The organism is Epilithonimonas hungarica (assembly GCF_900102265.1).
GTDB lineage: Bacteria > Bacteroidota > Bacteroidia > Flavobacteriales > Weeksellaceae > Epilithonimonas > Epilithonimonas hungarica.
The window spans coordinates 451,190-465,350 of record NZ_FNBH01000003.1 but is presented as its reverse complement, the minus strand read 5'-3'; the positions used below and the strand labels follow the sequence as shown (position 1 = coordinate 465,350).

The following is a 14,161-nucleotide window of genomic DNA, read 5'->3' as shown; positions in this document are numbered from 1 at the left end:
TAGCTGTGTTACCTTAAAGTAGAAAGTAAACCTCCGTCAATAGGCACTACTGCACCATATATGTAGCGAGAATCATCTGATGCGAGAAAAAGACTCAAATCAGCAACTTCACCAGGTTGACCGTATCTTCCAGCAGGAAGTTTACTTACGGCATCCATTACGCCTGAATTCGGATCGTCAATAACGGCCTTTACCATAGGAGTTTCTATCAAACCAGGAGCTATAGCATTAGCACGTATTCCCTGTGTACCATAATCAAAGTTCAATTGTTTTGTAAATCCAATGACCGCATGTTTTGTCGAGGTGTAGCCTATACCACCACCACCCGCAATTAAGCCGGCTCCCGAAGCTATGTTTACAATAACACCAAATTTCTTTTCCAGCATATGTGGTAATACCTTGCTTGTAATCTTATATAAACTGGTAATATTTACATCCAACATCTTATTCCATAAACTTTCATCAGTATTCAATAAACTTTTGTACTGATCAAAAAGACCGGCAGTATTTAATAATATGGATATTTCTCCATATTCAGAAATGACCTTTTCTACCAAATTGGATATGTCATCATCATTAGTCAAGTTGGCCTGAACGCCTATCGCTTGGCCACCCTTTGCTTTGATTTCACTTACCGTATCTTGGATACCGTCAAGGTTTAAATCCACTACTACGACTTTTGCTTCTTCTTTTGCAAAAAGCAAAGCCTGTGCTTTTCCAATACCGGATGCTGCACCTGTTATGATAGCAACTTTATTTTTTAACTTTCCCATTTTTATACTATTTAAAAATTAAATTAACTGGCAGTAACTCCTCCGTCTATAATAAGTTCTGTTCCTGTGATGTATGCAGATTCGTCGGATGCTAAAAATACATTTAGTGATGCAACTTCCGATGCTTCAGACCACCTTTTCAGAGGCACATATTTAGAAGCTAATTCTTTCATAACATCATCTTCTGTAAAAGCAGCGGCAGACATAGGGGTTTTAATGAATCCCGGATGTACAGAATTTACCCGAATATTATTATCTGCATATTCAACGGCTACTGCTTTAGACATTCCTCTTACTGCAAACTTAGCGGAAACATAAGCTACGCTTGGAAATCCGTTTACTGCTGCAATCCCGGCCATTGAGGAAAGGTTTACAATTGAACCTTTACCTGCATTAAGCATGGAAGGAACGGTGTATTTCATTCCGTAAAACACACTGTTTTGGTTAATATTGATGGCATTGAGATAATCTTTTTTGTCCAAATCAACCACTTTGGCAACCGGACCAAAAATCCCTGCATTATTAACCAAAACATTAACATAGCCAAACTGAGCTTCGGTTTGAGAAATTACTCTTTCCCAATCTTCCGTATTAGAAACATCATGCTTGATGAAAAAAGCATTTTGCCCTAATTCCTTAACGAGCTCGACGCCTTTTTTTTCATTTAAGTCTGTTAATACTACGGAAGCACCTTCTGCAATAAATGCACGTACCGTGGCTTCACCTATACCTTGTGCACCTCCTGTTACAATGGCAACTTTGTCTTTTAATCTACTCATAATTTTAAGATATAATTGTAAAAATTTATCAAATCAAATATCAATAAGTTAAATGGTTTATAACACCCCAATTAAGAAACCGGACTTGATCGTTTATTTATTATCTGCCAAATGCAGTGCGGCTCTGTATCCGAATGTCATTGCCGGACCGATACCGGATCCGCCTCCCGGATAAACTCCCTGAAAAATACTGTTTGAATCTACTCCGATGGCATAGAGCCCTTCGATTGCTTCTCCCTGTTCATTAACCGCCTGTGCATTTTTATTAATTTTTATACCCACACAACTGTTGACATCTCCCGGGTGAATTTTGACCGCATAAAATGGGGCTTTTTCCAAAGGACCAACATTTGCATTGGGTTTATGCTGCGGATCTCCCTGGCTGGCGTCATAGCTGTTTTCTCCTTTATGAAATTCCGGGTCATGGCCTTGTTTAGCGTGTTCATTGTAGGTTTTTACAGTTTCTTCCAGTGCTTCTGCACTGATATTCAATTTGTGTGCAAGCTCTTTAATGGTGGGTGCACTTATCAGGTATCCTGATTTTGAAAATCCCAAATCCGGGTACGGTTTTGCAAGAGCGAAACCAAGACCATATTTAGCTCTTGCTCTGCTGTCTGCTATCAGAAAAGCAGTATTGATGTCCTTTTCTTTCATTGTGTGTACAAATGGCACATAAGGTGCTGCTTCATTAGCAAATCTTTTTCCGCTGATATCTACAATAATCTGCCCGGGTTTGGCACGGTCCGGACCAAAGTGTGGATAGCGGCGATAAGTACCGTCTTTGAATTTAAGCACCGAAGTAGGAGCCCATACAGCCTGGTCTTCTTTCTTCTCACCCATAGCAGCACCTACAGCCAAAGCAGCTAAAATACCATCTCCAACATTTTCTTCCGGATTTGCGTTTAAATGTCCTTCCGGTTTCAAGTAGTATTTTTCTCTTAAATGCGGATTAGCCCCAAATCCTCCGCTTGCGACAACAACACCTCTTTTTGCAATAACTTTTACAGGTACTCCTTTGTATTCTACCATAGCACCTTCTACCCGGTCTTTATTTTGTATCAGGCTCAATCCCGGAGCATTATGCCACATTTCTACCTTAGCATCTACGTTGGACTTGACTAATCGACCAATTAATGCATTTCCATTGGCCAGATGAGCACCTTTCCCAAAGCGAATTAAATGCCACAGGTATTGAAAGAAACGTCCCGTAACCGTAAAAAATGATTTTGCATTTTTAAAAACGCTTGTAAACACCCCCGCTTCCATAGCCGAAACCTGCATAGTGCCAAATGCGGTGGAATAACCGATAATTGGCAAACGTACTTTTTTGACAAATGAGCCAAGTACAGTTCCATCAAACGATATAGAAAAAAGAGAGCGTCCCCAAGAGGCACCTTCCTCATCGGGGAAATAATCAGGAAATCTAAAGGTGCTAAACTTTACAGGCGTGTTTTTTTCCATATAGGAAACCATTTCAGGACCGGATTGTAAAAATGCATTTATAAGCTCGGAATCGTATTTATCCTTCAGTACGTTTTTTAAATATGTTTCGGCACTTGTATGATTATCCTCTATCCCAACCTGTGGTTGCACCGGGTTGTTGGGAATCCATATAGCACCTCCGGATTGTGCTGCTGTTCCTCCGAAAACCGGTGCTTTTTCGACTAACAGAACACGTAAGCCTTTTTGTGCAGCTACGGTTGCACAAGTAAGACCGGCAGGTCCTGACCCGATAATCAGCACATCCACTTCTTTTATTTCTTGATTCTCTTTCATCATTTCTTATTTTAAATTGTTACCCATTTGAACGAAGAACAAACTGTTTTTTAATACAAAACCGTTGATTTATCGCGTTTATCTGATATTTAGTCCGTTATATGTGGAGCTCTATTGATGATCTTTGTTATGCAATTGCTGAAAAACTATCAGCGAATCCGGGTTTTTCATTGCATCTCTGCTAGATACTTTGTCAATCGCGTCGCCTTTTAATATTCTTTTTACGGGAATTTCCATTTTTTTACCACTTAAGGTATATGGGATTTCTTTTACTTCGATGATCTCATCCGGTACGTGCCTTGGCGAATATTCTGACCGCAGTGCTTTCTTTATTTTTGTTTTCAAATCTTCCGTAAGTGCCGATTTGTCGTTTAATACCACAAACAAAGGCATATAAAACCCTCCGTTCTCCAACTCGATATTCACCACCAGACTATCTTTTATTTCGGGATTTTTTTCCACAGACTGATAGATTTCACTGGTACCGATACGCACGCCCATTCGGTTTAATGTGGCATCTGACCGGCCTGTTATTTCAACCGAACCATTTTCATAGATGATGATATTATCACCATGCCGCCATACTCCGGGATAGGTATCAAAGTAACTTTCGTGGTAACGTTTTCCATCTTTTTCTCCCCAAAAATAGATAGGCATTGATGGCATTGGCTTGGTAATAACCATTTCTCCCTGCTCGTTCATTACCGGAATTCCATTTTCATCATAAGCATATAACCCGCAACCCAATGCTTTGCATTGTAAGGCATTGGCATAGACGGGAAGCATCGGGTTTCCTGCCACAAATCCACTGCATATATCCGTACCTCCGCTTACAGAAGCCAGCCATACATCTTTTTTTACGTGTTCGTAGATCCATTGAGCACCGCTTAGAGAAAGAACTGAACCGGTAGAACCAATACATTTCAGTGAAGATAAATCATGCGTTTCCTTTGGGCTGATGCCTTTTTTCATACAGGAATGAATATACGATGCACTGACTCCAAAAGTAGTGAGCTGAACAGATTCGGCTAAATCCCACAACTTACTCATTGAAGGGTAGGAGACACTGCCTTCGTACAGTACTGCCGTTGCTCCTAAAAGCATGGAGGACTGCAATATATTCCACATAACCCAACCCGTTGTAGAATACCAGAAATACCGGTCGCCTGGTTGTACATTTCCATGCAATCCCAAAAATTTAAAATGCTCCAGTAAAATACCTCCATGACTTTGTGTTATGGCTTTAGGAATACCGGTGGTACCCGAAGAATACAGCACCCAAAGCGGAGAACTAAACGGAACTCTTTTAAAATGGAGTACGCAATCATGTTCTGTATTGACCACTTCTTCCCATACAGAAACGGGTATAGAAAACGATTGGGGAGCTATTGTATTGTCTTGACCCGTAAGAAGCAAATGTTTTAGAGAGGGGAGCTGTTGTGCGATTTCCGTAACAGCTTCCGATTTGTTGTAGTTTCGACCGTTGTAAGAGTAACCTGTGGTGGCAATCAAAACGGTAGGCTCTATCTGGTTAAACCGATCCAGCACGCTGTGTGTTCCAAAATCGGGAGAACACATCGACCAGACTGCACCGATGGAAACGGTAGCCAGCATTGCGATGGTAGCTTCCGGTGTGTTGCACAAAAAAGCCGCCACCCGATCGCCTTCCTGCACTCCTTCTTTGAGTAGAAAATGTTGTAAGGTAGCCACTTTGCTTTTTAACTCCCTCCAACTCATTTCATGGATTTCGCCCGCTTCATCACTGTAGATAAGTGCAGGTCTGGTATCGGCAGCATTTCTGAAAATATGTTCTGCGTAATTCAGGATTGTACCCGTAAACCAGTTGGCTCCGGGCATACTGTCAGTTGTTACAACCTGTTCTATTACTCCTTCATAAATCACTTCGTAGAACTCCCACAGGGAAAGCCAAAACTGATCATTACTGTCTACCGACCACTGCCATAAAGATTCATAATCATTAAAAATGAGTTGCTTTTCAGATTTGAGCCAATCAATAAAACGAGCCATCTCAGAACCATTATTGAATGACTCTGTAGCTTCCCACAAAATATTGTTTTCCCTGTTTAAACTCATTATTCCTAAAATCGATTAATTTATTATTTTATAAATTGTTCAAATTCTGCTGCATACTTAGTAGGGTTATACTCTGTAATATTGTACTCTACCACATCGTGTACAGCCAACGGATCTTCCTGTAGGAGGTGCTCCAATTCAATGCGGCTGCAATTATAGGCAATGATGAATCCCTGGGCTGGAGACCCGATTCTTCCGGATGCTACAAACTTTTTTTTCTCATAGCACTGATCCAAAAACTCCCGGTGTTCTGTTATATATTTTTCAGCTTCTTCAGGAGCTTTTTTGTTAATGACGTTAATTAAAAACATAATTCGTTTAATTCGTTATAGACTTACAAATGTTCTGTCAATCCGGATTGGTTACAATGCGGTGGTCAGGTGGCTAAAATCAAAAGGCGTTTCAGGCTTGTAAGCTCCCGCATAGGATTTTTTATGAATTTCCTTTAAACTTAAGCCTGAATCCAAATCAGCTTTCATTTCTTCCGGCACAAATTCTACTCCAATAGGATTTGCTCTGAAATCCTCAGAGGTTTGTAAAAAAATGGTAGATGCAGCCCAATCTTCGTGATTATCAATTTGCAGCTCGACCATGTGCCTGTCAGGATCTACATAATACATAGAAGTGGTCAATCCGTGATCTAAATTGAATAAGGGAACAATTCCGTGTTCTTTTAGTCTAAAGTAGGTATCTAACAAATCATTGAGTGAGTCGTATTCGTACGCGTGGTGTTGAAACGAAATGTGCTGGTATCTGTTGGGATCATCATCTAATTGCGGCGTGTTTATCATTGCAATCCTGTGATTTGATTCGTCATTGGAAAGGAATGCTGCCGCAGAACTTTGAAAATTTGCTTTCATGCCTAATACTAAGGCATACCAATCGATCATTTCTTGTAACTTATTGGTATTGAAGTTTACATGATGAAGTTTTGGTTTGATTATTTTATTGCTTGACATACTACTTGGATTAAATAAATTTATAACTGTTTTAATTGTTGATTTCGCTCGTTCACTTAAAGTTTTAGCTGATTAAGATGGAAACTGGCTTACATATTCCAGTACTTCAAAAGGGTCGAATCGTTCTCTTACCGTATGAATTTTCCCGTTTTTGATAAAGAAAATCAGTAAGTAATTGTTTTTGTAGGATGCCGAACCCGGTCCTTTGCCCTGTGATTCCGCTTCCATTACCACGCGGTCTTCTTCCGCCGTCAGATTTTTAATTTCAAATTTAAATTCGCTGAATCCGCCCAGAAATCCGCTGATGATTTCCCTGAATGCTGCCTTGTCTTTGAAACCGCCAAAGGAAAATTTGTCAGAACGGAATGGAATAGACCACGAGCCTTCCGCATCGCCAAGCAGATCCAATAATTTATCTACCGATCTGTCATTGAGGTACTGTGCCGCTTTGCGGACGATTTCTTTGTTTTTTTCTATATCAGCCATTGCTTTACGTTTTGAATTATTAATTATTTAGTTTTTTTATTGCTCTACCGAATGGTATGTAATGATGGACTACTGATTAATTCAATTTGATTCATTCGGTTTTCTTTATTGAACACTAATTACCGCCATCTTTCTGCCTGTGCCAACAAGATATGGCAGCCTTCCGTTTTTTTAATCAGCTTTTCAAAAGCCTCTTTATCTGCCTCGACGCCTTTTTGAAACGCGGTTCGGGTCGGCCACCATAGCTCACGTACTCCAATGAAAGCAGCGTTTTCATCTAAGACGTCTGCAGTAGGTATGCACCTTACGTGGCGCAGGGCTCCGATTCTTAATCCTAAACTTTCATCTTCATCAGAAATCCACTCTGTGTGTTCTTTACCAATGAAGTGCAATAGTTTAGTAGATATTGGCCTGTTTTCCGGAGAAAATAGCATATCAGCAGCCGATAATCCGGTTCCTGCTTTAGGATTTGAATACACAACGTCTTCCTTGGTGAGCAGAAACTGCAGGTTATCCAGATCTACGAAATTGGGTTCGTCATCAATAACGTGGTCTACCATAATGGGGTGTTCTCTGAAAGTAGAAGCATCATTCAGGCTATCAAACCACAATTCGGCTACTGCTCCGTATTTAGACTGAGAATTGTCTAAATAATCGGTATGGATCTGGTGGCTTTGCACATACCGCCTCATCGTGGAAATCGGATTTCCCAACGTACCGTGCGGATGACGATAGTAGTCATGAAAGGCTTCGTCGGTAAAATCTTTCCTTTTGGGAATGAGTGCCAGTACTTTAGCTGATCCTATATATTCATTTTGCGTGCTCATCGTTTTATCTTTTTAATGTTGAACTAAATGTTATGCTAATCGTTTCCATACTTCACCGAACTGTGAAGCATCAAAATATTCATCAATTTCAGTTATGAGACCTTCCTGATTTACCTTTACTACCAAGCATGCTTCCAACGAAGGCATTTCGGTACCGTCTTTAAATGTTCCTACTAAGGTATGTTGCTGCACCGCACCTCCATCAATTGCATGTCTTTTAATGTTTATATATTCGATGTTATTAGCCAAATCGAAAACGTTGGAGAGAAATGCTACATTATCTTCTCTATCCTGCGACTGTCGAGTACTACCATGCCATATTCTTACGTCATCATGATAGAGTTGTTTAATTTTTGCTCCATCTTTTTCTTTGAATGCAGTAGAAAATTTTTCAAGCGTTTGAATTCCTGTATTTTTTATTACTTGTGTCATGAATTCGTTTTTAGGCTTGAGCCGTTTCGGAAACAGAAATTCCCAATAATCGGGCAAATGCTGATTCTAAAGTTTGATATGGATTTTCGGAAATACAAGCGGTACGGAAAGCAATATGATTATCCGGTCTTACGATTACGACCCCGTCATCGTTGATGCCGCCATATAGTGCCCAATAACCGGATTTATCATTCCAACCTGTATCTTTTCCTATTTTTACGGTCTCAATATTCAGATCTGTTTCTTTAATTAACTTCTGAGCTGCGTCTATCCATTTATCACCTTTTTCACCTGTTATCAATACAAAATTCTCAGATGCTCCGGTAAAATCGTGGGTAGAAACTTCTTTTTCCGAAGATTTCAGCCAACTGTGCGGTAATCTGTGTCCCGGTCTTGTAGTGGGGATGTATTCACAACCCATCGGATCACTCAGAGGGGTATCCGTTCCATCCGGAATAACAGCACCATCTTCATATACAAAACCCATTTCCAAGTCGTGTGCCTGGCATTCGGTACGTTGTGTATCAAAGGTTTCTTTTACGCGTTGTCTTCTGGTTCTTCCCATCGGGGTATCGGAAAAAAGGACTTCGAATGCTACTTTATTTTGTTCTACAGGTGCTCCGGGTACCAAGCCTATTCCGGCATCCATTACAAAGTGATTCAAGAAAGTGAACATGGCCCAGTCTACATTACGCATGCCAATAGGTCTTCTTTCTTTTTCATAGGTATCCAGCAATGATTTATCAGCTTTGTTTTTCAATACCAGTGCTAATTTCCAAGCCAGGTTGTGGGCATCCTGAATGGCTGTATTCATTCCCAAACCGGTCGTAGGCGGATGGCGGTGTGCAGCATCTCCGGCTATGAAGATTCTGTCGAACTGATACCTGTCTGCCAGAACACCCTCTAATATCCAGCTGCTTATGGCATGTACATTTATTTCTAAATCGTCAGGTACTTTCAGTAATTGACGTACTCTTGGCACCATATTTTCTTTTGTGAATTCGGTTGGGTCATCTGGTCGAAACATAAAATGAATCACATATTCTTCTGATTTATCCCAGCTGGGACCCATTTTAGCCATGGCACCACTGCTCCATGAGTCACCACCCTCTGGATTAGTCAGGAAGGTAAGCAGTGTTTCCTCGTCCCAATATTTGTGCAATTCCGCTGAAAAATGGGTACTGACCATATTCAATATATTGGTTGGACCTTCCATTTTTACACCCAGTTTTTTTCCTATTGTTTTTCCACCGTCGGCAGCAATCATATAATCTGCTTTTACCACAAAGGTTTCATTTGTTTTTTTATTGGTAATGGTAGCGGTTATACCATTATCATCTTGATTAAATTCTATCAACTCGTGACTAAACAACAGCTGACCATATTTTCTATCTTCTGCGTGTTTTCTCAAAAGCGGTTCAAATCTGAATTGAGGATAGTTATTGGAAAGAATGGGACCGTCTTTGGCATATTTTTCTTTCAAGCTTCTTCCCCCGAATGCGTCTAACTCATAAATCACTTTACCGTCTAAGGTTCCGTCACCTCCAAAAGAAGTGCGGAATACAATTTTTCCCATATTGTCTATCGGGCAACCGACTTTCACCACGTCATCTGCGACTCCGTGCTGGCGGAGAATTTCCATGGTGCGTTGGTTGAGATAATGTGCCTTGGGTAAATGTGATGTACTTTCGTGTCGCTCTACTAAAAGGCTTTCAATTTTCAAGTCGGAAAGTAAAAGGGATGAAGTTAGGCCACATGCACCACCTCCGACAATAAGAACAGGTACTTTTATTTCTTTCATAATTTTGATTGTTTGCTTTTTATTAAGAATTTATTTTGTCAGAATATTGCTTAGGTTTCATCCGTAATATTGTTTTCCAGTACTCCGATTTTTTCAATTTCTACCTCACAAGTATCTCCGGGTTTCATCCATAACTGGGGTTTTCTTCCCCAGCCCACGCCAGATGGAGTACCTGTAACAATGATGTCTCCCGGTTCCAGTGTAATACCTTCACTGATAAGCGAGATTAAATACGGCACGTCAAAAATCAAATCTTTCGTGTTGGCAGATTGTACGACCTGTCCATTGAGCCGTGTCTCTAATTTCAAATTAGCTGCTCCATCTGGTATTTCGTCTGCCGTAACGATGTACGGACCAAACGAACCTGTCCGGTCAAAGTTTTTCCCCATAGTGAGCAAGGGCATCTTTAACTGATAGTCTCTTATCGAAGCATCGTTAAAAATAGAGTAGCCAAAAACGTGATCTAACGCTTTTTCTTTTGGAATATGTTTCCCTTTTTTACCTATAACAACGACCAGTTCCCCTTCAAAGTCCAACTGTTCGGAAACGGAAGGACGAATAATTTGCCCTTTATGGGCTGTCAGACTTGAACTGAGCCTTACAAACAAGGTTGGATACTCTTCCTTGTTATCTCCTCCAGCCTCAGCTACGTGTTCGGCATAGTTCATCCCTACGCAGATTATCTTTCCCGGATTCACCACAGGAGGTGTTAATGTTAAACTGTCAAAATCTAACGGCTTACTATCTGGCGATAATACTTTCGATATACTATCTTTATCGAAGTAGTTTTTTTCAATCAATTCTTTCAGGGATTGATTTGTATTTACCGCATAAGCTTTACCTTCAACAAGCACACCTAACCCTATTTTATCCTCACTTTTGTAGCTAAATACCTTCATTTTATTTTTTGTTTTTTATTAAAGTAAGTACTTACTTTTTACAAAAGTATAATAATAGGTAGATGGAAAAATGTACAAAAGCGGACTGTTAATGTACAAAAGCGGAAAGTTTCTTTTTATTTATAAGAAATGTATAATTTTAGTAAACCTGTAATCCTTGTTAAATTATCATAGATAACTAAAAAAATATAAATTGATAATTTAACAATATGGCATAACCATTAGTAGAATCGCTCAATAGGATTTTCTCAATGAGTATTTAATTTAAAGGTGTGGTGGTTCTTAATCTTTGACAGAAACAAAGGAGAACACTGAAAAATTGTGGGTGAATTACAGTGAGTACAGGTCTGATAGTTCTTTGGATAACATGACATATCTGGAATATAGGAACGGGTAAGATAGCGAGCCAATGAATGTTTTACCGGATTTGCAGAATGAAAAAATCACCCACTGATATTGGAGTTCAGCTATTTTATAAATTTTGAAGATAATTGGTTGTTATATAGGCTAAAAGATAAAATAGGCTTCACTATATACTTTGTTATTCAAAACGGCATTCTGGTCTTGCAGATGAATGACCATGTATTACAAAATCATTTTTTTGGATACTTATTTCTGAGATTTGGATAGTTCCAGTTCTATCCCTTTACGGAATTTTGTATAGTGGAGAATTATTACTATGACAGAACCCCAAAAAATAAGTTGTGAAAAATCCAAATGCCCGGAACCGGCATCTTGGACTATGATGTAAATATGGAAAAGTTGTATTGCTGTGTTTGTTCCAAAAAAGATTTATGGGAAAATTATCATCAAAATACAGGACAGAGATTAGTAACAGATTTTTGAAAAATCATTTATAGGGGATTAAAAAAAATAAAATGGCAGAAAGATTAGACAATACGGTTGCACTTGTTACAGGTGCTTCCAGTGGAATTGGAAAAGCAACGGCAATCCGTCTTGCTTCGGCAGGTGCAAAAGTGGTGCTGGTAGCACGAAGAATTGAACGGCTTAAAGAATTGAAACAACAAATTGAAACAATCGGCAGCGAGGCACTCCTAATCGAAGCAGACCTTACGTCGGCAGAAGCAGCTTCCGAAGCAATTGCTAAAACCCTTGCCCAATTTGGACGACTGGACACACTTATAAATGCGGCGGGCGTCATGCTAAACGGCCCCTCCCTGACATCACCATTGGCAGAGTGGGAACAGATGGTGGACATCAATCTAAAAGGGCTGATGTACATCACCAAAGAAGCCTTGCCACACCTTATCGAAGCGGTTGCAACAAGTCCGCGTGAGGTTGCGGACGTGGTAAATATTTCATCCGTTGGAGGTCGTTTTGCTACTTCACAGGTTGCTATTTACAACGCTACTAAGTTTGGCGTAACGGCAGCCTCCGAAGCGTGGAGACAGGAGTTCACCAAACAGTCCGTGCGTTTTTCAGTCGTTGAGCCTGGCGCAACTGACACGGAACTTTTTGAGCAGAAAGAGGGACAATGGGAAGGTTTTAAGACTATGTTCGGTGAAGTTGAACGCTTGCATGCGGCAGACGTTGCAGAGGCTGTTGCCTACATAGTTACCAATCCAAGACGTGTAGCTATCAACGAAATCGTTATAAGGCCAACAGATCAAGTGTAAAAAAAATAGATGGTAAGTAAAACATTGAGACTACGTTAAATTTTAGGTTATAAATATGAATAAATTATTTGAAAACAAAGCAGGCTTCGTAACGGGAGCTGCAGGCGGGATAGGAAGGGCTACAGCTATTGCATTTGCTAAAGAAGGCGCTAAAGTCGTTGTGAGCGACTTGGAGTCTATGAGGGAAAAATCGGAAGAAACCGTTCGGTTGATTACAGATTTTGGCGGGGAAGCATTATTCTTCCCTACAGATGTATCTGATGAGGAAAGTGTAAAAGCATTGGTCCAATTCACCGTAGATAATTTTGGGAGTCTAAATTTTACGCACAATAATGCCGGCATTATTAAAACGGGATTTACGGCGGACGTAGAACTCAAGGATTTTCAGCAGATACTAAATGTAGACTTAATCGGCGTATGGCTGTGCATGAAACATGCTATTAAATACATGCTTAAAAACGGTGGTGGAACTATCGTCAATACCGCTTCTGAAGCCGGATTGGTAGGATCACCTTTGGCAAGTCCCTATGTAGCGGCCAAACACGCCGTAGTAGGATTGACAAAAACAGCGGCTGGGGAATATGCTAATCTCGGTATAAGAATCAATGCCATCGCACCCGGTTCAATAGAAACGCCAATGGTATCGGCTTTGCCAAAAGAAGAGCAGGAAATGTATATGGCCCCTCAACCGATGCATCGCTTTGGAAAGTCGGATGAAGTAGCTGATGCGGTACTATTCTTGTCTTCAGAAAAATCAAGCTTCATTACAGGAATTACACTTCCAATTGATGGTGGTGCAGTTTCCAATGCACAATCTTATGATCCAAGTACAAGCCCAAGCGCCTTGTAAGTAAATACGAAACAAAAAATTTAATTAATAAAGAATAGAAAGCATGAACAGATTAAAAAACAAAGCAGCAATTATCACAGGTGCTGCATCAGGAATAGGTAAACAACAAGCCCTTCTTTTTGCAAAGGAGGGAGCAAAAGTAGCTCTTGGAGATTTGAACGAAGAAAAAGTGCAAGAAGTCGTTAAAGAAATTAAAGACAATGGAGGCGATGCAATAGGTTTTAAAATGGACATTACCAATAATGTAGATATAGATAATCTGATAGCACATACATTGTCTGCATTTGGAAAAATTTCTATATTATGTAACACAGCTGGTATGTACGACCAATTTCGGAATTTATTAGATACAGACGAGGCTTTTTGGAATAAAATTTTAGAAATTAATATTACTGGACTATACAAAGTTAACCAAAGAGTGTTACCTCACATGATTGAAAATAAATATGGAGTTATTGTAAATATTGCTTCTGGTGCTGCTGTAATCGGTGGTGGTGGTGGTATTGCTTATACATCTTCAAAACATGCCGTGGTTGGTTTTACCAAACAATTGAACGCAGAGTGGGGTTTAAACGGAATACGTGCCAATGCAATTGTTCCCGGATTAATCAATACACCAATGGTAAAAGGGGTTATCATGGATGATCCTAATTCGCCTATTATGGATACTCTAAAGAAAATTCCTGCTGGAAGATACGGAGAACCAAAAGAAGTAGCTGATTTGTCATTGTTTTTAGCATCTGATGATTCTAAATACATTTATGGTGCCATAGTGCCGATAGATGGCGGTATGTTTTCTACTTTAAGATAACTATTAGTGCTTTTTTATAGAAAGGAATACAGAAACA

Annotated in this window: 14 protein-coding genes; 3 read left to right on the top strand and 11 right to left on the bottom strand. The window is 39.9% G+C overall.

The window, feature by feature from the left end:
- Positions 1–8: 8 nt before the first annotated feature.
- The 11 genes from BLT30_RS13955 to BLT30_RS13905 all read right to left on the bottom strand — a co-directional run bounded on the left by BLT30_RS13955 (position 9) and on the right by BLT30_RS13905 (position 10,826).
- Positions 9–773 (bottom strand): SDR family NAD(P)-dependent oxidoreductase, encoded by a 765-nt coding sequence (locus BLT30_RS13955; RefSeq protein WP_089874142.1) that lies wholly within the window; start codon positions 771–773, stop codon positions 9–11.
- 23 nt (positions 774–796) lie between these two features.
- Positions 797–1,552: an SDR family NAD(P)-dependent oxidoreductase gene (locus BLT30_RS13950; protein WP_089874141.1), complete on the bottom strand. Its 756-nt coding sequence runs from the start codon at positions 1,550–1,552 to the stop codon at positions 797–799.
- Positions 1,553–1,645: 93 nt separating this feature from the next.
- Positions 1,646–3,331: an FAD-dependent oxidoreductase gene (locus BLT30_RS13945; protein WP_089874140.1), complete on the bottom strand. Its 1,686-nt coding sequence runs from the start codon at positions 3,329–3,331 to the stop codon at positions 1,646–1,648.
- Positions 3,332–3,439: 108 nt separating this feature from the next.
- Positions 3,440–5,422 (bottom strand): acetoacetate--CoA ligase, encoded by a 1,983-nt coding sequence (locus BLT30_RS13940; protein WP_089874139.1) that lies wholly within the window; start codon positions 5,420–5,422, stop codon positions 3,440–3,442.
- A 23-nt stretch (positions 5,423–5,445) separates the two neighbouring features.
- On the bottom strand, positions 5,446–5,733 hold the full coding sequence (locus BLT30_RS13935; RefSeq protein ID WP_089874138.1) for a YciI family protein: 288 nt from the start codon (positions 5,731–5,733) through the stop codon (positions 5,446–5,448).
- A gap of 51 nt (positions 5,734–5,784) precedes the next feature.
- The gene (locus BLT30_RS13930; RefSeq protein WP_089874137.1) at positions 5,785–6,381 is read right to left on the bottom strand and encodes a VOC family protein; all 597 of its coding nucleotides are present in this window, start codon (positions 6,379–6,381) and stop codon (positions 5,785–5,787) included.
- A gap of 72 nt (positions 6,382–6,453) precedes the next feature.
- Positions 6,454–6,867 (bottom strand): nuclear transport factor 2 family protein, encoded by a 414-nt coding sequence (locus BLT30_RS13925; protein ID WP_089874136.1) that lies wholly within the window; start codon positions 6,865–6,867, stop codon positions 6,454–6,456.
- A 119-nt stretch (positions 6,868–6,986) separates the two neighbouring features.
- A complete protein-coding gene (locus BLT30_RS13920; RefSeq protein WP_089874135.1) occupies positions 6,987–7,694 on the bottom strand; it encodes an EthD domain-containing protein in 708 nt (235 codons plus the stop codon).
- A 30-nt stretch (positions 7,695–7,724) separates the two neighbouring features.
- Complete coding sequence (locus BLT30_RS13915) at positions 7,725–8,126, bottom strand: nuclear transport factor 2 family protein (protein WP_089874134.1); 402 nt, start codon at positions 8,124–8,126, stop codon at positions 7,725–7,727.
- 10 nt (positions 8,127–8,136) lie between these two features.
- Positions 8,137–9,927, bottom strand: coding sequence for an FAD-dependent monooxygenase (locus BLT30_RS13910; RefSeq protein ID WP_089874133.1), 1,791 nt, complete (start codon positions 9,925–9,927; stop codon positions 8,137–8,139).
- A 50-nt stretch (positions 9,928–9,977) separates the two neighbouring features.
- The gene (locus BLT30_RS13905) at positions 9,978–10,826 is read right to left on the bottom strand and encodes a fumarylacetoacetate hydrolase family protein (RefSeq protein WP_089874132.1); all 849 of its coding nucleotides are present in this window, start codon (positions 10,824–10,826) and stop codon (positions 9,978–9,980) included.
- A gap of 878 nt (positions 10,827–11,704) precedes the next feature.
- On the opposite strand from BLT30_RS13905, the gene BLT30_RS13900 reads away from it, so the two are divergent.
- The 3 genes from BLT30_RS13900 to BLT30_RS13890 are packed head-to-tail and all read left to right on the top strand — an operon-like array spanning position 11,705 to position 14,124.
- Complete coding sequence (locus BLT30_RS13900) at positions 11,705–12,463, top strand: SDR family NAD(P)-dependent oxidoreductase (RefSeq protein ID WP_089874131.1); 759 nt, start codon at positions 11,705–11,707, stop codon at positions 12,461–12,463.
- Between the two features lie 55 nt (positions 12,464–12,518).
- Complete coding sequence (locus tag BLT30_RS13895; protein WP_089874130.1) at positions 12,519–13,313, top strand: glucose 1-dehydrogenase; 795 nt, start codon at positions 12,519–12,521, stop codon at positions 13,311–13,313.
- 43 nt (positions 13,314–13,356) lie between these two features.
- A complete protein-coding gene (locus tag BLT30_RS13890) occupies positions 13,357–14,124 on the top strand; it encodes an SDR family NAD(P)-dependent oxidoreductase (RefSeq protein ID WP_089874129.1) in 768 nt (255 codons plus the stop codon).
- The last annotated feature ends 37 nt before the right edge of the window (positions 14,125–14,161 follow it).